This window comes from Krasilnikovia sp. MM14-A1004, from assembly GCF_047159485.1.
Taxonomy (GTDB): Bacteria; Actinomycetota; Actinomycetes; order Mycobacteriales; family Micromonosporaceae; genus Actinoplanes.
Genome location: NZ_AP038773.1, coordinates 4360193 through 4380236, shown reverse-complemented (window position 1 = coordinate 4380236; position 20044 = coordinate 4360193). Strand labels below are relative to the sequence as shown.

The following is a 20044-nucleotide window of genomic DNA, read 5'->3' as shown; positions in this document are numbered from 1 at the left end:
TGCTTTCGGATATGTCTTCGACCGCTGACGGGGTTCGCGTGCTTCCCGGCACGGCCCCCACGCGCAGGGCCGTGCCGGAACAGGGACGGATCAGAAGATCCGCGGCTTGGAGGGCAGGCTCCAGCCGCTACCCACGTGCAGCCCGGGGCCGGTGAACAGCTTGCTGTCGGCCGACAGGTCACCGCGGGACTCGAAGGCCCGCAGGTCACCATCGCCGTCCTGGCCGACGATGTCGGTGCGTCCGTCGCCGTTCAGGTCGGCGGTGATGATGCGGGGCTTGCTCGCCGTACTCCAGCCCCTGCCGACCTGCACGCCCGGACCGGGGAACAGCTTGTCATCGGCCGACAGGTCACCCGTGGACGCCCACGCCCGCAGCTCGCCGGCGCTGTTCTGGCTGATGATGTCGGTCCTGCCGTCACCGTTGAAGTCGCCGGTGAGGATGCGGGTCTGGGCTGAGACGCTCCAGCCCCTGCCCACGATGCGCCCCGTACCGGTGAACAGCTTGTCATCGGCCGACAGGTCACCGCGGGACGCCCACGCCCGCAGGTCGCCGTTGCTGTCCTGCCCGATGATGTCGGTGCGTCCGTCGCCGTTGATGTCGGCGGTGATGATGCGGGGCTTGTTCGTCGTCGTCCAGCCGCTGCCCACGTGCAGCCCGGGCCCGGTGAACAGCTTGCTGTCGGCCGACAGGTCACCGCGGGACGCGAACGCCCGCAGGTCGCCGGCCACGGCCTGTCCGATGATGTCGGTGCGTCCGTCGCCGTTGAAGTCGCCCACGAGGATGCGGGGCTTGCTCGCCGTGCTCCAGCCGCTGCCCACGTGCAGCCCCGGCCCGGTGAACAGCTTGCTGTCCGCCGACAGGTCACCGCGGGACTCGAACGCCCGCAGGTCACCATCGCCGTCCTGGCCGATGATGTCGGACCTGCCGTCGCCGTTGAAGTCGCCCATGAGGATGCGGGGCTTGCTCGCCGTGCTCCAGCCCCTGCCGACCTGCAGCCCCGGGCCGGTGAACAGCTTGCTGTCGGCCGACAGGTCACCGCGGGACGCGAACGCCCGCAGGTCGCCGGCGACATTCTGGCCGATGATGTCGTGCTTGCAGTCGCCGTTGAGATCGGCGGTACGGACCACGGCCGCGGCCTGATCCGCCGCAATCACCTCGCCGGTCACGCCGCACAGCGCGACCGCCTTCGACCGGATCCACCCGGCGAGATCGTCGGTACGGGTCTCCACCGCGCCCCGCTCGCTGGTCTCGGCCGGGCCGAGGCAGCCGTTCTGCCGGGAGCTCTGGTGGATCCCGACGAGTTCCACCGTTCCGTTGCTGTCACGCACGGCCGGGCCGCCGGCGTCACCCTTGCAGGTCGTGGCGCCATCGGGGTTGGTGGCCTCGATGGTGACGGTGGCCGCGTCCACGCCCTTGACCGAGACGGTCGCGGCGTGCTTCTTCTCCGGCACCCAGGTGTCGGCGGTGCGGCCGTAGCCGACCACGCGCAGGGCGTCGCCCTCGGCGGGAGCAGCGGTGCCCAGGGCTACCGGTGCGACCGTGGTGATCGGCGTCAGCAACCGCAGGAGAGCGACGTCCCGGTCGGCGTGCGGCACCACCCACGTGACATTCACGGTACGGCCGAGCGTGACGCTCACCGGCTTGCTCGGCGCTCCGGCCGTCGCCGGCGCGCCCGCCCCGGCGACACACGTGCGGGCGGTGAGGACCCAGGACGGCGCCACCAACGCACCCGTGCAGGCGCTGTCGACGCCGGGCGTGCCGACGTTCACCCGGGCGGTGAACGCGTACGTGTTGTCGTCCACCGCGTCGCCGGTGACCGCGCCGGCGGCCGAGCCACCGAGCAGGACCGTCGCCGCGGCAACGGCGAGTCCGGCCGCTCCAGCTCGACGATGACCACGGAATGGCATTGATGCTCGTCCTTCCTGTCCACACACCGGAATCCGGCTGTGACCGATCACAAGTAATGACGTGCACGCCGAAGACTGGGCAGGCGTTCCCGTCTGCCCAGTCGATCGAGGGCGTGTCCTAGCAGCGAGACATGGGGCGTCGTCGGCTACGAGCCCGTCGCGTTCGAGCCGAGTGCGTGGCGCTTGCCGTCGCTGATGCTCCAGAGCTGGTCGGCGTTGCTGTTGCAGTTCCACTGCAGCAGGTGGGCGCCGGCGTCCTTGGATCCGGCCTCGACGGCCAGGCAGAGGCCGCTGAGGTTGTTGCGCAGCCGCGTGCCGTCCGCGGATTCCACCGTGCTCCAGAACTGGTCCGGGTTGGCGTTGCAGTTCCACTGCAGCATGTGCGCGCGCAGGTCCTTGCTGCCGCCGGCGATGGCCAGGCACTTGTCGCTGCGGTCGTTGCGGATCTCGATGAAGCCGCCGGGCCGGGTGTTGAGGTGCCACTCGTTGTCGTTGGAGCCGGCGCACTCGGCCAGGACGGCGTGGGCGCCGGCGTCCCTGGAGCCGCCATTGCCCATGCACAGGCCGCTGTTGCCGTTGACCAGGTACTCACCGACCGTGCGGTTCTGGAACTTCCAGTTCTGGTCCAGGTTCGCGTCGCGGCACGGCCACTGCACGAGGTGTCCGCCGTTGACCATGGAGTTGCCCTCGATGGCGAGGCACTTGTCGCTGAACAGGTTGCGCAGCCTGGTGTAACCGTCGGCGTTCGTGGTCAGCTGCCAGTACTGGTCGGGGTTGTCGCGGCAGTTCCACTGCAGGATGTGGGCCTTGTCGTCCTTGACTCCACCGGCGATGGCCAGGCACATGTTGCTGCGGTCGTTGCGGATCTCGTACCGGCCGCTGCTGCGTTCGGAGATCCGCCAGTCCTGGTCGGCGGCGCCGCTGCAGCTCCACTGGATGGCGTGTGCGCCCGCCTCGGTGGAGCTGCCGGCCACGCCCAGGCACAACTTGCTGCTCTGCGCGGTCAGGGTGGTGACCCGGGTATCGACCTGTCCGTTGATCCAGGCGCCGAGGTCGTCCACGCGGGTCTGCGTGCCGCCGCGCGGCGCGGCCGCGTCGGCGGCGAGGCAGCCGCCCTGCCCACCGCCGGTGGTTATGGCGGCGAGGGTGACGGTGCCGTTGCCTTCCCGCAGTCCCGGTCCGCCGGCGTCGCCCTTGCACGGTCCGACCTGCCCGCTGTCCGTGCCGGCGATGTCGATCGCGGTCGCGGTCGTGGCGCCGACGGTGTACGTGGCGGTGTGCAGCCGGTCCGGCACCCAATCGGTGGCGGTGCGACCGTAACCGGCGACCCGCAGGACGTCCCCGGTGGCGGGGGCGGTGCCACTGAGCGCCACCGGTGTGATGTCGGTGACCGACGCGGCCAGCCGGGCCAGAACCACGTCGCGGTCCGGATGCGGCACCACCTTGACGACCGGGACCACGTGTCCGGTACCCGCCGTCAGGTCGGGGCGGCCGATGGTGACCGTGGTGGGCTGCGCGGGACGCCCCGCGAGGACCGGCTGCCCGTTCGGTGCGAAGCAGGACTTCGCGGTGATCACCCAACGGGCGTCGATCAACGCGCCGGAGCAGCTCCGGCCGCCCTCAACGGGCGCGCCCACGTCGACCTTGGCGGCGAACGGATACGCCGTCCCGGCGTCCGCGGCCGCTGCTGCGGTGCCACCCAGGGCACTGGTCGACACTCCCGCCACCGTGAGCAGAGCCAGGCCTACCGCTGACCATCCGCCGGCACGTCGCCGCGCGAAAATGGGCATCAACGAATCTCCCGTCGTCCGTGGAAAACAGTGCGATGGTGCGATTCAGCGCAGAAACCGAACAGCTATCCGCGCATGACCGAGCGAATGCCGCGGGAGGACCGGGCCCGTACGCGAAGCGCTGAGCCGGCAGAGCCGTCGCGGCTCTCGCCGCGCAGCGTGGTAGGGCCGCAAAGCAGCAGCTGAGACACAGTCCCCCCGTGGACGTCGTCGAGATGCAGCCGGAACCAGACCGAAGCTGCCATCGAGCCCGAGACGCTAATCGCAGGACATCGAAGAGATCAAGTCGACGAGGCGAAGATCAACATGTCGCGCAGCGTGACCACAGGTTGACGGATGTCGCTTGACCGCTCGGGCGACATCTGTCACATCACCGGTGTGCGGCGTGCCGACGACACAGGGCGACGCAACCTCCGGAGCGTGCCGGGTCCGCAGAGCCGGGCGATCGCCGGAGCAGTGCAGGGGAGGGCGGTGCGCCGCGTCGGCGGTCCGGGTGGTGCCGAGGTACACGGATCATCTCCGGGGGTGGAGCCGGACGGGCCGCGGGCCCCGCCGCAGCGGGGCCCGCGCGGGACCGTCAGTGGCAGGTGGCGCTGCCGCGGTCCCTGACCTTGCCGTCGACCGAGACGAATTCCCAGATGTAGGCGGTGTCGTTGAGGGTCAGTTTCAGTACGCCGTGCACATTGGTCATCCGCACCACGCTATGGGGACGTTCGGCCACCAGGGGGCGGTTGCTGGCCCCGCCGGTGCCCACCACGAACTCGGCGATGCCACCCGCGTCGCCGCGCCCGTCGGCGCGCTGCGGCGCGAACCGTTCGTAGTCGTGGTCGTGGCCGGTCAGCACCAGATCGGCGCCCGCGGCCTGCAGTGCCTCCCGGGCGGGCCGGCTCACCGGGTTGTTGCCGTGGTCCCCCGAGATGAACAGCGGGTGGTGCCAGTACGCGGCCACGCAGCGCCGGCCGTTGCGGGCCAGGTCGTCGCGGAGCCAGCGCACCTGCGCGGAGTCCGGGCCCATGGACAGGTTGGAATCCAGCGCCACGAAGTGCCATGCGCCGGAGTCGAAGCTGTAGTAGGTCCGCCCGTCCGGCGTGGCCGCCGCGCCGTAGTATGCCCGGTATCCGCGGGCGTCGTCGAGATACTCGTGGTTGCCCGGAACGGGCCGGGTGCGGTCGCGGAGCCTGCCCCGCACTCACCGGCGATGTCGCCGGCCGCGGCCACCACGAACGAGCCGGACGCGCCGGAACCGCCGGGCGCGGTGACGGCGCTGGTCACGTCGCACGCCCGCAGGGTGCCCGCATCGCCGGCCACGACGACGCCGAGCGTACCGATGCTCGTCGCCGACGCCTGCTCGGTGCGGAAGGCCGCGCCGCGGGCGAGCGGTGTCGCCGTACCGTCGCGCAGGACGTCCACGTCGTACCGGCGGGCCGGCACGTCGACGGTGATGCTCAAGTCGACCCGCTGCCCCGCCCGGTACGGCACCTTGGTCGCGTACCGGTAACCGGAGCCGTCGCGGACGTCGAGCACTCCGGACGGATTGAACCGGACCAGGGCGGCCTGGTCGGTGAAGCGCGTACCCGGAGCGGGCGCCAGGGTGACCAGGGCATCGATGCGGTCCCGCGAGGGCGTCACGCCGAGCGTGGTGGTGAACCGGCCCCGTTGCGTCCCGACCGGCTTGTTCACCCAGCCGCCGCCGACGACGGCGGTGGGCAGGCACGATCCGGGGGCGGTCGGGGGAGGTCCGCTGGGACGCGGCGGCGAGGGGGGTGCCGCCGGGCCGGGCGCCACGTCGGCGTAGCCGGCGGTCCGGTCACCGATGCGCAGCGCGTCGTAGACCATGCTGCGGTGCGTGGTGTCGGACGGCTTGGGCCGCCCGTCCCAGTCCCACTTGTAGATGCCGAACTTGAAGTACGGGGAGTTGGCGCCGTCGTCGTGGGTGGCGCCGGTGCGATCGAGCACCCGGCCGCCGTCGCGCCAGACCTCGAGACGCCCCCCGGAGTCGGTGCGCCAGGTGACGTGGAAGACCCAGTCGGTCCAGCGGCCGGTCTGGTACGGGCCCAGGTCGATGATCGAACCGCGGAAGTCGATCTTCCAGTGGCCGTTGTTCGTCAGCAGGGCCAGCGGCGGCGAGCCGTTGTTGCCCTGGTGGTGCCACTGGCTGACGATCTCGGACGAGCGGTCGGCACGCCAGTCCGCCGGCAGGTTGAGGCTGAAGCCGTACCACCGTTCGACGCCGGCGGGCTGCCGGTCGGGCTGGCTGAACTCCGCGCGCGTGCTGCTCGACACGTCGGGATCGCCCTTGTCCAACGTGAACTGCACCGCGTGGTGGCCGTCGCGGGTGGGCGCGTCCACGATCCGTACCGACTTGCCGCAGCAGTACTGCTTGATCCAGCCGGGGGGAGGCAACTGCCGCTCGGCCTCCTGCTCCCAGTCCAGCGTGGTGAGCAGGCCGGTCCGGGACCGGGCGTCGGCCGCGGCGGCCCGGACCGTCGAGGTACCCGGCCGGGCGGCCGGGTCCGGTGATGTGGCGGCCATCGCGGTGGGGATCGCGGCCGCCAGCAGTGCCGCGGCCGCTCCCGCCGTGAGCAGGGTCTTGATCCGCCGGCCGCGGCGCGGCATCGGGGATGTCACATGGTCTCCTCGGGGGATATCGATACCGGCCGGTGGCCGGACGAGGCACCTCGGCCCGCCGGGGGATGCTGTCAGGCGGACAACCGGCACCGCCTGAGTAATCGATGCTCAATATGCCGCTCAGCCATTGACGGGCGTCGTGGGCCGGGCGGTAGCGTCCCGGTCCGGCCCGCCTCCGTGCCCGTGCCGGAGTTCGGCGGTCGACGACAATCACTGTCCCCCCGCAGGGAGTTTTCAATGGTCAGGAAGCCAGGTCTCGTGGTGGCGAGCGTCGCCGTGGGTGCCCTCGTCGTCATGCCGGTGGCGTACGCGGCCACCTCCGAGGGAGGGGGCGCGAAGGCGGTGGTGAGCACCGCGAACGCCGCCGACGGCGTACGGATGATCTACCCGACGAGGCGCAACGGCCAGAGCTGGACGCTGACCGGGGAGCCGGCGTCGGACAGCCGGTTCGACCCGCAACAGGCGCTGCAGCGCAACGCCGACGGCACGTTCAAACTGCGCAGCCCCAAGGTCCGCCTCGGCGTGGCGACGACGACGTACCGGAAGGGAAACGAGGCAGAGCTCGTCTTCAAGCAGAACGAGCTCGCGCGGCGGGGCGTCATGTCCGACGCCAACGACTGGCGCGACGTGGAGATCACCGGATATGTGCGGTTCAACGCCGGTGACTCCCACGACGCCTTCACCTGGTACGCCCGCGGCGGCCGCCACACCGGCGACGGCAGGGCGCCACAGGCCTGCTGGGGCACCGCGTACAAGGCGAACATCCGCTTCGGCGACGGCGCGGTGCGCTGGGAGAAGGAGCTGCACCACAGCGACGGCTACGCGTTCTCTCCGTGGACCGGCGCCTCCGGCAGCCTCAAGGGCCGGTGGGTGGGCTTCAAAGCGGTCATGTTCAACACCGCCGCCGGGGTGAACCTGGAGATCTGGACCGACCTGCACAACACCAACACCTGGACGAAGGCGCTGTCCTACGCCGACAACGGCAACTGGCAGGTGAAAGGGTCCAATCCCTGCTCGGGCACGCCGAATCAGGTGATCTCCTGGGGTGGGCCGGTCGCCACGTTCCGGTGGGACAACGCCTCCGATGTGGACTTCACCAAGCTCAGCGTCCGCGAGATCGATCCCCGCGGCGCGACCGACCCGCAGCCCACCGCCACGGTCGGCCCGACGCCGACGACCGGCCCGGCCGGCGGCGACCCGGAAGCCTGCACCGGCACCGCGACCGCGCGCACGGCGACCGCCAACGGTCACGACGGGAACAAGCCGGCCAACCTCATCGACGGCGACCCGAGGACCCGCTGGTCGCGCTCGGGCTTCCCGGCCGCGGCGACGCTCGACCTCGGCACGCCGACGCGCGTGTGCGGGGCCGACATCGCCTGGTTCCGTGGCAAGGGCAGGGTCAACAGGTTCACGGTGTCCACCTCCGAGGACGGCCGCACCTACACCGTCCGCTACACCGGGGCCAGCACCGGCCGGTCCGCCGCCGCGGAACCGGTCAGGTTCGGCCCGGTGAAGGCCCGCTTCGTCCGGGTCACCGTGACCGGCAACAACCTCAACCGGTGGGCCTCGATCTCGGAGATCACGGTCCGCGCGACCGGTTCGGGCGCCGCAGTCCACTGACGACACTCGCGGGGCGCATCGGGTGCGTTCTATGGTTTCGGGATGCGCCGACGGGACATACTGACGGCCGCGGCGGCCGCCTCGACGCTGGCCGGTTGTGTGCCGGCGGCCGGCCGCATCGTGGCGCCGCCACCGAAGCGCGACCACCAGCCGGGCGTGGTGACCCCACCGCCCGGCTTCGCCACCCTGGTGGCGCTCGATGTGACCGGATCCCGCCCCGATCGGCCGCTCGCCGCGCTGGCCGCGCGGATCGAGGCCGCGACCCCGGCGACGGTCACCCTCGGCGTGGGCGCGTCGCTGTTCGACGACAGGTTCCCTCTCTCCCGCGTACGGCCGCGAGCGCTGGCCACCATGCCCGCGTTCCCGAGCGACGTGCTCGACCCGGCCCGCTGCCACGGCGACCTGTTGCTGCAGGTGGGTGCCGCGTCCGCCGAGGAGGCCAGGGTCACCGCGGACGACCTCGTACGAGCCGCCGACGGTGGGGTGCGGACGCGGTGGCGCATGGACGGCTACCGCACGGAGAACACGGTCACCGCGGCCGGACTGCCGACGACCCGGAACCTGTTCGGCTTCCGGGAGGGCGCCGGCAATCCCGACCCGCGCGACGGTGCGCTGATGGACCGGCTGGTCTGGGCCGACGAGGGCGAGCCGGCCTGGGCCGCCGGCGGGACGTACCAGGTGGTGCGGCTGATCCGGTTCGCCGTGCCACTGTGGAACCGTGACCCGGTGACCCGGCAGGAGGAGATGATCGGGCGGCACCGGGCCGACGGCGCGCCGCTTGCCGGGGGCCCGGAGGACGCCCGGTTCACGTACGCCGACGACCCGGACGGGCGGGTCACGCCGCTCGATGCGCACATCCGGCGAGCCAACCCGCGGACCGCGGACAGCGAGCGGCATCGGATCCTGCGGCGCGGCTACTCGTACGGTGCGGGGTCGGACCAGGGTTTGATCTTCATCTGTTTCCAGCGGGACATCGAGGCCGGTTTCGCGACCGTCCAGCGCCGGCTCGACGGCGAGGCGCTGGAGCGCTACGTACTGCCGTTCGGCGGCGGCTACTATTTCGTGCCGCCGTCGCTCGACGGGTTGCGGTCGATCCTCACGACGAGCGCTTGAGCAGCCGCTGGGCGGCGCGCAGCCGGACCCGCGCGTCTGCGCCGGACCGCTGCACGGCCAGCAGATGCCGCGGCACCTGATCGCCGCGGGCCAGCGTCTCCTCGATCGCCGTCGACACCTCGTCGGAGATCCGCGCCAGGTGGCCCTCGACCGCGCTCAGCTCCACCAGCGGCGGCGGGGGCTCGACCCGGCCCCGGCGGACGGCACGGGCCCGCTCCCAGTGCGGCCGCAGCTCCGCGGCGTCGGCGCCGGCCTGCTCGCAGATCGCCGCGACGACCTTCCAGGGCGGCACCCCGCGCCCGGCCAGATAGCGGGACAGCGCCGAGTCGCTGGCGTACGTGACCGCCTGCAACTCCCGCAACGTCATCCCGGACCGGGCCCGCAGCGAGCGCAGCCGGGCCGCGAAATCCTGTAGTTGAGCCGTTCCACTCATCGTGCCTTTCCCCCAGTGCAAGGCATGGTCGTAGCGTATGGCAATCGACAGCGATCTGTCCCACCCCTGTCCCGATCTGCATCCCACCTATCGATGTTGATCTCCTGGTGACTCCACACTGGAGCGACCGGACTGGACTGGGAGGTCGGGTCATGCTCCTTCGCCGTCTGACCGTGGTGCTGGCGGTCGGTGCGCTGTTCACGGGCCAGCTGACGTGGTCGCCCCGGCCCGCCGGGGCCGCGACCGACTCGGCCGGTGCCACACTGTCCCGGCCCCGGTACGAGGACGCGGGCCACGCGCCCCATCCCGCCGGGTCCGCCGGCCGCCCGGCCGCCCGGGCAGCGGCCACCGCCCGGCCCGCGGACTACGCGTACGACGGGGCGGGGCAGCTGCGCGGCGTGAGCCATGCGTCGGACGGGGCGGGTGCGCGGTACTCCTACGACGACGCCGGGAACCTGACCTCGATCGACCGTACGGCCCCGGGCGCACTGACCGTCTCCGCGATCGCGCCCAGCCGGGCCCCGGCCGGGGCCGCCGTGACCGTGAGCGGCACCGGCTTCGCCACCACGACCGCCGGCAACACTGTCGCGTTCAACGGCACCACGGCCACCGTGACTTCGGCGTCGGCCACCCGGCTGGTGGTGACCGTACCGTCCGGGGCGACCACCGGGACCGTCACCGTCACGTCCGGCTCGGCCACCGCCACCAGCAGCCAGACGTTCACCGTGACCCCGGCCGTGCCGGCGCCCACGATCACCGGGTTCAGCCCGGCATCCGGCGCCTCCGGCACCACCGTGACGATCACCGGCACGGGCTTCTCGACCACGCCGGGCGAGAACAATGTCGCGTTCGGCCGCACCCGGGCCCGGGTCGGCGCGGCGACCGCGACCAGCCTGACCGTCACCGTGCCGGCCGCGGCCGTCTCCGGGCGCATCAGCGTCGCCACGCCCGGCGGTGCGGCCACCGCGACCGGCGACTTCGTGGCCGTGACACAGCCGTTCACGGCCGCCGACATCGGGTCGAACGCCGTCCTGACCGCCGACGCGGCGGCCACCTCTGTCAGCTTCGCGACGGCGGGCAAGGTGGCGGTGCTGCGCTTCACCGGCACCAGGGGCCAGAAGCTGAGCCTCGGCCTGACCGGCTCCACAGTCGGTGACCTGCTGATCTACGGCTACACGCCGTACGGCCTGTCGTTCGCGCGCGACGAGTACGACGCCGCGTGGCAGATGTCCACCTTCGACGGTGGCTGGGCCATGCCGCCGCTGCCGGTCAGCGGCACGTACCAGGTCGTTCTCAAGCCCACCTCGGCAAGCGCGACCGGCACGGTCACGGCCACTCTGTCCAGCAAGATCCAGGCGTCGCTCGCGCTCAACGGCGCGACCACCGCGGTCTCCTTCACCCGGCCCGGCCAGCAGGCCGAGCTGACCGTCGACGCGCAGGCCAACCAGCACATCGGTCTCGGCTTCACCGGCAGCATGACGGGCACCCTGGTCGCCGAGGTGCGCGACCCCGCCGGCACGCCGGTCATCTGGCCCGGGGCCGACGGCGGCTACGGCTACTCGCGCCAGCTGATCGACCTGCCGTATCTGGACACCGACTTCACGACCATCGGTGCCGGCCGGTACACGATCCTGCTGCGCAGCAACGAGCAGCACACCGGCTCGCTGACCGTCACCACGTCCAGCCCGGCGTCGGCGGGCGCGCTGACCATCGGCACCGCCAAGAACGTGTCGGTCACCCGGCCGGGCCAGGACACCCAGCTGACCTTCGCGGGTACGGCCGGGCAGAGCCTCAGCCTCGACCTCTCCCACGTGACGCTGAACTACTACCCGCGGGTCACGATCGTCGAGCCGGACGGCAGCACCCTGGCCGTGATCGGCATTCCGGCCAGCTGGACCGACCTGCCGACGCTGCCCGCCACCGGCACGTACACGTTGCTGTTCAGCACCGGCTCCGAGACCGGTGGCTACACCGTCACGCTGACCCAGCCGCAGAGCGGCGGATCGCTGAGCCTGACCGGGGCGGGCAGCCCGGTCTCGCTGCCGGCGGGCCGGGGGGTCGCGCTGACCGTCGCCGGTACGGCCGGCCAAGAGGTCACGATCGCGCTGAGCAACTGGGCACTGCCCACCTCGGCGCTGGTGGCGATGACCGTGACGAACCCGAGCGGCGGTTTCGTCGACGACGTCACGATGGACTCGATCAGTGCCGTCACGTTCCCGACCGCGACCACCGGCACGTACCGGCTCGTCCTGCGGCCCCTGGACGGCGCCTCGGGTTCGGTGACCGTCACCGCGTCACCGACCATCGAGGGCGGCGCGTTGACCGTCGGCACCAACAAGACGATCACGTCGCCCCGGCTCGGTCAGCCGACCCGGATGACGTTCACCGGGGCGGCGGCCCAGCGGCTCAGCATGGCGATCAGCGCCTACGGCTACACGTACGTGGTCTGGGTGGTCGTGACCCGCCCGGACGGCTCGCCGATCTACTCCGGGTGGCTCGACGACATCTGGCTGGCGATGGACCCGTTCACCACGGCCGGCACGTACCGGCTGGAGGTGCAGCCGCGCGCGGCGACCGGCGGATCGCTCACCTTCGCGCTGGTCCAGGCGACAGACGCCGGTGCCACGACGGTCGGTGGGTCGGCGCACGCACTCACCGCGACCGCCGGCCACTACGTCGACACCACGATCGCGGTCACGGCCAACCAGCGGCTCTCGTTCGGCTTCAGCAGCTGGACGTTCACGGCATCGACGATCTACGTCCGGCTCGCCGGTCCGACCGGGACGCTGATCCTCGGGGAGACCATCCCGAAGGTCGCCAGCCTGGACACCTACCAGTTGGCGGCGGGCACCTACCGGATGTCCGTGATGGCCTCCGACCACGGCGCCGGCGCCGTCACCGCGACCGTGTCGGCGCAGATCAGCGGTGGCGCGCTCACCCTCAACACGGCCAAGACGGTCACCGCGGGCCGGATCGGCCAGGCGACCTGGTTCACGTACGCCGGTACGGCCGGCCGGCTGCTGGCCATCGCGTTCACGAACGTGACCATGCCGTACTACCCGTACGTCTGGGTGCGGAACCCGGACGGCACCGAGCTCGCGTATCTCAACGGCAACGCGACGGTCAACATCCCGGCGCTACCCACCACCGGCACGTACGAGATCCTCATCGGCCCGAACTCGGCGACCGGATCGGCGACGGCCACGCTGAAGACGCGGACGGCGGCAGCCGCCCCGCCCGCCGCACCCGGAAGCGGGGTCGCCGTCGGGCCGCAGCGCGCGAGCGCGGCCGAGGTCCCGTCCCGGAAGCATCCGGACCGGCGCCCCATGGTCAAGCCCCGGCCCGGCTCGACCCCGGTCCCGGCCGCACTCCCGGCGACCCGGGACGGCGAGAGCTGGCGGCCGAGCGCGGCCAACCTCTCCGGCGCCGGCTGGTCCACCGGCCGCGGCGCACCGAAGCCGGTATCGGGTCCACTGCGGGCGACCGCCGGGGTCACCGCCCTCAGCGGCCGCGTCCGCACGCTCGACGACCGGCCGCTGCCCAACGTCACGGTCATCGTCGACGGCGTACGCGACCTGACCGACGCCGACGGGCTGTTCCTCCTCAAGGGCCTGCGGCCGGGGCACCGGGTGCTGCGCGTCGACGGCTCCACCGCGAACACGCCGACACACAGGTTCGGCCTGCACGACATCGGCGTGGACCTGGCCGGCAACCAGACCACCGTGCTGCCCTACACGATCTGGCTGTCGAAGCTGGACACCGGGCACACGGTGCGGTTCGCCTCACCGACCACCAGCGCGGTGACCATCACCACGCCGGCCGTTCCCGGTCTGAAGGTCGTGCTGCCGGCCGGCGCGGTCGTCCGCGACACCAACGGCAGGGTCGTCACCGAACTCGGCATCACCGCGATCCCGGTGGACCGGCCGCCCTTCCCGCTGCCGCCGTCGCAGGTGCCGAGCTACTTCACCGTGCAGCCGGGCAGCGCGTACCTCTTCCCGGCCGGCGCCCGCGTGATCTACCCCAACTTCACCCACGCCAAGCCGGGCGCGGTGATGGACTTCTGGCACTACGACCCGGCCGGCAAGGGCTGGTACGTCTACGGCAAGGGCACGGTCACCCGCGACGGCACCAGCGTCGAGCCGAACAAGGGTGTCGAGGTCTACCAGTTCACCGGGGCGATGCTGATCACCCCCGGCGAGGACCCGCCGCCCGCCGCAGCGCCCCCGGCCGGCCCGCCCAACACCGGCGGTGACCCCGTCGACCTGGCCACCGGCCTGCTCGTCGACACCACCACCGATCTCCGCGTCGACGACGTCCTACCGCTGTCGCTGACCCGCACCTACCAGCCCGCGGACACCGGCGCGCGCCCGTTCGGCATCGGTGCGAACCTCAACTACGGGCTCAACCTGTACTCGGAGAACCGGTTCTACGAATGCTGGCTGATCCTGCCGGGCGGCGGCCGCGTGCACTTCCACCGCACCAGCCCGGGCGGCGCCCCGCCGAACGGCTATCTCAACTCGTCCTTCGCCGCCGATCCGACGCCGACGGCGTTCCACGGATCCACGCTGATCTGGAACGGCGACGGCTGGGACCTCACGCTCGGCGACGGCACGACCTACGTCTTCGGCGACGAGTCGCCGCTGCAGTCGATCCGCGACAAGTTCGGCAACACCATCACCATCACCCGGGCACCGGCCCCGCCGTGGACCGACGGCATCACCCGCGCCAACGGCCCGATCACCCAGATCACCTCGCCCAACGGCAAGTGGATCAGGCTGAGCTACGACGCGAACAACCGCGTCACCAGGGCGGAGGACGTGCTCGGCCGGTCGGTCGGCTACACGTACGACGCGGGTGGCCACCTGCTCACGGTCACCGGCCCCGACCACGGCGTCACCACCTACACGTACGAGTCGGGGCGGCTCAAGACCATCGAGGACGCCCGCGGCACCACGTATCTGACCAACGATTACGACAGTAGCGGGCGGATCCGGCAGCAGACCCTGCCCGGCAACGCGACGTACCAGTTCGCGTACACCACCGACGCGGCCGGGAAGGTGACAGAAACCCGGGTCACCGATCCCAAGGGTCACGTCCGCCGGGTGACCTTCAACGCTGCCGGATACTCCACCAGCGACACCACCGCCTCCGGCACGAACCTGGCGCGGACGACGACCGTCACGCGGGACCCGAACAGCAACCAGGTGACGGCGTACGTCGACCCGCTCGGACGCCGCACCGAACTCGGCTACGACGCGTACGGCCAGATCACCTCGGTCCGGCAACTCGTCGGCACCGACGGCGCGCGCACCGAGCTGATCGCCCGGGACGGCCCGTACGGCCAGATCAGCAGGACCACCGACGGCCTGCAACACAGCACGGTCTACGGCTACGGGGCCGACGGCGCGCTGCACACCGTCACCGACCCGATGAACCGCGTCGTCACCATCGACACCAACGAGTCGGGTCAGGCGACCAGGCTCACCGACAACGACCACCAGCAACAGACGCTGTCGTACGCCCTCGGCGACCTGGCCGGGGTCACGGACGCCCTCGGCAACACCACCGCCCGCTTCTCCGACGCCGCCGGGCGCACGCTGCGCACCGCGGGCCCGACCGGTGACGTGGCCACCTGGACCTACGACGGCGCGGGTCATCCGACGTCGACGACCGACCCGCTCGGCCGGACCACCACATACCGCTACGACGCTAACGGCAACCTGCACCTGGTCACCGACGCCCGCCAGCACACCACCACGTACGACTGGGATTCGTCGGACCGGCTGCAGAGCGTCGCCGATCCGCTGCAGCGCACGACCACCTACACCTACGACGCCAACGGCAACCCGGCCACCGCCACCGACGGCCGCCATCAGACGACCCGGTACGACTACGACGCGCTGGACCGCCTGGCGTCGATCCGATACCGCGTCGACGGCGATACCCAGGAGAGCCTGACCACCTACACGTACGACCCCGGCAACCGCCTGCGCACCATCGCCGACTCGGCCGGCGGCACCACGACGTTCACGCCTGACGCGCTGGACCGGCTGGTGGCGGAGAGCGGCCCGGACGGCGACCTCGGATACGCCTACGACGACGCCAACCGCCGCATCCGCATGACGGCGACCGGGGCGGCCGACACCACCTACGGCTACAACGACGACGACCAGCTGACCAGCGTCACCCGCGGTGGCGACCAGGTCGGGATCGCCTACGACACGGTCGGCCGGCGCAAGACCTTGACGCTGCCCGCCGGCGTGACCCAGACGTACGGCTACAACGCCGAAGGGGACCTGACGAGCCTGTCGTACGGGCGGGGCGGCACCACGCTCGGCGAGATCGCGTACACACTGGACGCCGTCGGCCGGGTCACCCACGTGGACGGTGGTTACGCGCGCGTCGACCTGCCCGAGGCGTACGGCCCTGCCTCGTACGACGCCGCCGACCAGCTGACCACGAACACCTACGACGACGACGGCAACCTGACATCGGACGGCACAAACACCTACACCTGGAACGCCCGCGGCCAGCTCACCGGCCGCAGCGGGCCCGGTCTGTCCGCGACGTACGCGTACGACGGCCTGGGCCGGCGGAGCGGCCGGACGATCGGTGGCACCACCACCGCCTACCTCCACGACGGCCCGAACGTGATCCGGGAGAAGGCCGGCGGCACGGTGCCGGCCACCATGCTGACCGGCGGGCTGGACGAGACGTTCGCCCGGACGACCAGCGACGGGTCGCAATCGCTGCTGACCGACCGGCTCGGCAGCACCCTCGCCCTGGCCGGCCCGTCCGGCGTGGGCGCCGAGTACTCGTACGACCCGTTCGGCGGCACGACGGTCACCGGCGACGACGGCGGCAACGACACCCGTTTCACCGGCCGTACGGACGACGGCGACGGGCTCTACCACTACCGCGCCCGGTACTACGCGCCGGCTGCCGGCCGGTTCATCAGCAGGGATCCGCTGGGCCTCGCGTCCGGCGGCACCGACGCCTACACGTACGCGTTCAACCGGCCGACGGACCTGGTCGACCCGAACGGCACCAAGCCACGCGCGCCCGGAGCCGACCCCGAGTGCGACCCCGACATCGAGAACTGTGGCGCGCGCATCGTCGACATGTGGGGCGACGACATCCTCGAGCCGGACCCGATCGCGACAGAGCTCAAAGGGCACACGGATCAGGCGCTGGCGGAATGGGACAACGGCCAGCTCGGATATTCGCCCAAGGACCTGACTCGAATCGCCAAGAACCCCCATCTCGCCGACACCATCAAGGGCAACATTCTCGACGGCCGGGTGAAGGATCTGGCCGGCAACAATCCGGCCCTGGGCGACGTGTACTCGAATCCCAGCGGCTATCCCGGACCGGATTTCGTGAACGGTGGCACGCGAACCGACGTCGGCTGGTACGACCTCACGACCGGAAAAATGTGGGGTCAACACATGTTCGACTACGGACCGAGGTACGGACCGGGCATAGGTATACTGTGGAAATGAGTGCCACCCCGGCCAAGATCAAATCTCGTTGGCGGACATCGTCGGGAGGCAGACTCGCTGAGGAGGCCGTCCGCCGGCTGCGGGCGGGGGAGGCGCTGTCCGGCCTGGGTCTCGAAGTCGTCGACGGCCGGTTCGACCTGCGCGGGGTGACGTGGGCGAAAGCGCCGGCGATGTGGGAGGACACCGTCATCGAGGGGATCGCCCTCGACCACGCGGATCTGCGGCACCTGCGCTTCGTCGATTGCGAACTCAGAAACTGCCGGTTCGCGCAGGCCAACTGCCAGGACTGGCGGCTCTGGGGTACGACGATCGAGGACTGTTCGTTCGACCACGCGGATCTGCGCGGTTCCTCGCTCGGCGCGTGGCGGGACGGACGCGGCAACACGTTCCGTCGCGTCCGTTTCGTCTCCGCCGACATGGCCTCCGTGGGTACCAGCGCGGCGACCTACGTGGACTGTGATTTCTCGTTCGCGGATCTGACCCGGGTGAATTTCTGGCAGTCGACGCTGGCCGGATGCATATTCGCGGGTGAACTGGTCGACGTCGTGTTCGACGGGCGCATGCTGGGCGAGGAGAAACCCGACCCGAATCCGATGAAGAACGTCGATTTCGCGAATGCGAAATTCGACGGCGTCGACTTCCGCGGCGTCAATTTCGCGACGGTGACGCTCCCCGACGACCCGGATCTGTTGCGCGTCGACGATCTCGCCATCATTGATCGGGCCACGAGTGTGCTGGCGTCCCGGCCGCGGGACGCGGCTTCCGGCCTGGCTTCGGCCATTTTCCAGCAGGTTCGGCGTTTCCATTCATCCGGCGCCTCCATCCTGCTGAATCGCCGCGACTTCGAGCCGGCGGCGGCATTGATCACGGACGTCCTGCGCGAAGCCGGGTGGGCACCGCACCATCCGTGATCCCCGGATCCACGCGAGCCACGGGCCGACATCCTGCCGTCGAGGCATCGATCTGCGCCTCGACACGCTCTCGTCGCCCGATTGAGCGGACTGGCTACGGTGTGCGGTGTGACCCCCTTGGAAGGCATGGTGCGCGGCCACAACGGCGCCATCATCCGATACCTCGAAACCGTCCCGGCCGCGCCCAGCACGGAAGCGCCGGTGGTCATCCTGCACGGAACCCTCAACACGGGGCGGGATTGGCTCGATGTCGCCGCGCGCATCACGGAGCGCACCGGCCGCCGCGTTGTCGCGCCGCACCGCCGCGGACGGGCCACGAGCGCCGACTTCGGTCCCGACTATGACCTGATGGTCGAGGTCGCCGACCTGTGCGCGCTCCTGGACCGCACCGGTCCCGGGACGGTGCTGGTCGGACACAGCTACGGCGCAGTGGTGTCGCTGCTGGCCAGCACCGCGCGGACGGACCTCGGCGCGCTGGCGCTCTACGAACCGCCGCTCCCACTCGACCGGCCGGTCACCGGGCGGGCCCTGCACCGCATCCGCAGAGCGCTGGATCGGGGCGACCTCGACACCGCACTTTCCACGATCCACCTGGACGTGCTCGGCGACAGCGCCCACACGCTCGCCCAGCTGCGTACTCTTCCCAGCTGGTCGGAAAGCCTCACCCTTACCGGGAGCTCCGCCGTCGAGCTGGCCGCCCTGGATGAATTGACCGGGTTCGACCTGGCTCCGTACGCGACGCTGACCGTCCCCACCACGGTCATCCAAGGCGCCCGCAGCGACCGGCCACCCTTCGGTACCCCGGCCCGTGCCGTCGCGTCAGTGATTCCCGGCGCCGAGCTGGTCGTCCTGCCCGGCCACGGTCACGTCGCGAACTTCACCGCGCCCCGTGAGCTTGCCGACCTGCTCGTGGCGGCCATCGACGCCGCTCCGGCATTCCGTTGACCCTCTGACGGCTCGCCAGGTTCGAGACCGCCGAGGCCCGGGAGGAAGCCGACCGCTTCCGCAAGCAGGCCCGCCGCGACCCACTCACCGGACTGCGCAACCGTCGCTATGTCGACGAAGAACTGTCCGCCATGATCGCTGCAGACCCGGACCTGAGTGTGGCGATCGTCGACATCGACCACTTCAAGCGGATCAACGACCAGCTCTCCCACGACACCGGCGATCAGGTACTCGTCCAGGTCGCGAAGCTCCTGGACACCGGACTGGCCGCCGCTGTCCCGGAAGGTTTCACGGCCCGACTCGGCGGTGAGGAGTTCCTCCTCGTGCTGCCCGCCACCCCGATCGCCCTGGCGGTCGGGCAGTTGGATCGGATCCGCCGGGCCATCAGCGAGCACGACTGGCACGACACCACCCATGGCCTGCCGGTCACCGTCAGCATCGGCGTCGCCGGAGTCAACGAAACGTTCCCGCGTAGCCAGCCCTCCGCCCTGTCCACCGCGGACCGGTACCTCTACGCGGCGAAGAACGCCGGCCGCAACCGCGTCGTGGCGGGAACCGAGCCCGGACCCATTCGAATCAGGTGACCACGGCGAGTACGTGCACGCTCACGGCGACGAACGGCTGCTGGTTGACGATACGATGCCGCCCGGGTGTGAGCAGACGACCGAATCCTGACCGAAGCAGGTGGATGGCGGCGGGCTCACTGTGGTCGTCCGGCTGGACCAGCTCGACCAACTCGCCGCGCATGACATGCACCGCGCCGGCTCCGTCGTGCGCGTGGAAGCTGGTTCCCTGCCCCGGGAGCCAGGTCGTCAGCCACACCTCGTAGTCGGGGCGGTCGACGAGCCGAACCGACCAGCGCCTGCCGGGACGAAACCGCGGCGCGACCGGCCAGTCGTACGGCTCTGCCGCGAACCTGTGGGCGATCGCCAGGCAATCAACCCGGGACGCAGATGTCATCGCCGCCCCCGGGGCTCTGTTCCACATCGGTCTCCTGCACCGTCGCCCATCCCTTCGAATCCGCGCCGAGTGACGTGATCCCCGGTCTGTCGGGACAGGGGTCCCGCGACTCTGCAACACACCCATGGCACGACCTTCCCGGCCGACCGGTCTGCAACGAGGATGCCTGCGGGGTCTGGTCCCTTCCTCTACCTGTCGGCCAGGACCCCTATGCCATTGGAGGGAGATTTGGTT

General features: G+C 71.0%; 10 protein-coding genes and 2 pseudogenes. 6 read left to right on the top strand and 6 right to left on the bottom strand.

Going from position 1 to position 20044, the window contains the following annotated elements; all coding sequences use genetic code 11:
* Positions 1 to 90 precede the first annotated feature (90 nt).
* The 4 genes and pseudogenes from ACMCNN_RS18695 to ACMCNN_RS18680 all read right to left on the bottom strand — a co-directional run.
* Positions 91 to 1908, bottom strand: a complete 1818-nt coding sequence (locus tag ACMCNN_RS18695; protein ID WP_412741800.1) for an FG-GAP-like repeat-containing protein — start codon at positions 1906 to 1908, stop codon at positions 91 to 93.
* 146 nt (positions 1909 to 2054) lie between these two features.
* Positions 2055 to 3626 carry an RICIN domain-containing protein gene (locus ACMCNN_RS18690; RefSeq protein ID WP_412741799.1) on the bottom strand — a complete coding sequence of 524 codons (1572 nt, stop codon included), beginning with the start codon at positions 3624 to 3626 and terminating at the stop codon, positions 2055 to 2057.
* A 649-nt stretch (positions 3627 to 4275) separates the two neighbouring features.
* A complete protein-coding gene (locus ACMCNN_RS18685; protein WP_412741798.1) occupies positions 4276 to 4887 on the bottom strand; it encodes a metallophosphoesterase family protein in 612 nt (203 codons plus the stop codon).
* Between the two features lie 641 nt (positions 4888 to 5528).
* Positions 5529 to 6230 (bottom strand): annotated as a pseudogene (locus tag ACMCNN_RS18680) (polysaccharide lyase); the annotation flags it as partial.
* Positions 6231 to 6563: 333 nt separating this feature from the next.
* Here ACMCNN_RS18680 and ACMCNN_RS18675 point away from each other — a divergent pair.
* Together ACMCNN_RS18675 and ACMCNN_RS18670 are read left to right on the top strand one after the other, a co-directional pair.
* Positions 6564 to 7946: a discoidin domain-containing protein gene (locus ACMCNN_RS18675; protein ID WP_412741797.1), complete on the top strand. Its 1383-nt coding sequence runs from the start codon at positions 6564 to 6566 to the stop codon at positions 7944 to 7946.
* A 42-nt stretch (positions 7947 to 7988) separates the two neighbouring features.
* Positions 7989 to 9059 carry a Dyp-type peroxidase gene (locus tag ACMCNN_RS18670; protein WP_412741796.1) on the top strand — a complete coding sequence of 357 codons (1071 nt, stop codon included), beginning with the start codon at positions 7989 to 7991 and terminating at the stop codon, positions 9057 to 9059.
* Here the strand turns inward: ACMCNN_RS18670 and ACMCNN_RS18665 are convergent.
* Entirely contained in the window at positions 9043 to 9492 is a 450-nt protein-coding gene (locus ACMCNN_RS18665; protein ID WP_412741795.1) for a helix-turn-helix domain-containing protein, read from the bottom strand. The genes ACMCNN_RS18670 and ACMCNN_RS18665 overlap by 17 nt on opposite strands.
* A 152-nt stretch (positions 9493 to 9644) precedes the next feature.
* Between ACMCNN_RS18665 and ACMCNN_RS18660 the strand changes: the two genes are divergently transcribed.
* The 4 genes and pseudogenes from ACMCNN_RS18660 to ACMCNN_RS18645 form a co-directional block, all read left to right on the top strand.
* Positions 9645 to 16994: an IPT/TIG domain-containing protein gene (locus tag ACMCNN_RS18660; protein WP_412741794.1), complete on the top strand. Its 7350-nt coding sequence runs from the start codon at positions 9645 to 9647 to the stop codon at positions 16992 to 16994.
* Positions 16991 to 17905: a pentapeptide repeat-containing protein gene (locus ACMCNN_RS18655; RefSeq protein ID WP_412741793.1), complete on the top strand. Its 915-nt coding sequence runs from the start codon at positions 16991 to 16993 to the stop codon at positions 17903 to 17905. The genes ACMCNN_RS18660 and ACMCNN_RS18655 overlap by 4 nt, the downstream gene beginning before the upstream one ends.
* Before the next feature lie 108 nt (positions 17906 to 18013).
* Positions 18014 to 18850, top strand: coding sequence for an alpha/beta fold hydrolase (locus ACMCNN_RS18650; RefSeq protein WP_412741792.1), 837 nt, complete (start codon positions 18014 to 18016; stop codon positions 18848 to 18850).
* A gap of 74 nt (positions 18851 to 18924) precedes the next feature.
* Positions 18925 to 19434, top strand: a pseudogene (locus ACMCNN_RS18645) (GGDEF domain-containing protein); the annotation flags it as partial.
* Here the strand turns inward: ACMCNN_RS18645 and ACMCNN_RS18640 are convergent.
* On the bottom strand, positions 19427 to 19810 hold the full coding sequence (locus ACMCNN_RS18640) for a cysteine dioxygenase (protein ID WP_412741791.1): 384 nt from the start codon (positions 19808 to 19810) through the stop codon (positions 19427 to 19429). The pseudogene ACMCNN_RS18645 and the gene ACMCNN_RS18640 overlap by 8 nt on opposite strands.
* Between the last annotated feature and the right edge of the window lie 234 nt (positions 19811 to 20044).

Excerpts from the sequence above, each read along its gene's own strand:
- ACMCNN_RS18670 (WP_412741796.1), top strand. The coding sequence starts at position 7,989 with ATGCGCCGACGGGACATACTGACGGCCGCGGCGGCCGCCTCGACGCTG.
- ACMCNN_RS18675 (WP_412741797.1), top strand. The coding sequence starts at position 6,564 with ATGGTCAGGAAGCCAGGTCTCGTGGTGGCGAGCGTCGCCGTGGGTGCC.
- ACMCNN_RS18665 (WP_412741795.1), bottom strand. The coding sequence starts at position 9,492 with ATGAGTGGAACGGCTCAACTACAGGATTTCGCGGCCCGGCTGCGCTCG.
- ACMCNN_RS18640 (WP_412741791.1), bottom strand. The coding sequence starts at position 19,810 with ATGACATCTGCGTCCCGGGTTGATTGCCTGGCGATCGCCCACAGGTTC.
- ACMCNN_RS18695 (WP_412741800.1), bottom strand. The coding sequence starts at position 1,908 with ATGCCATTCCGTGGTCATCGTCGAGCTGGAGCGGCCGGACTCGCCGTT.
- ACMCNN_RS18655 (WP_412741793.1), top strand. The coding sequence starts at position 16,991 with ATGAGTGCCACCCCGGCCAAGATCAAATCTCGTTGGCGGACATCGTCG.
- ACMCNN_RS18660 (WP_412741794.1), top strand. The coding sequence starts at position 9,645 with ATGCTCCTTCGCCGTCTGACCGTGGTGCTGGCGGTCGGTGCGCTGTTC.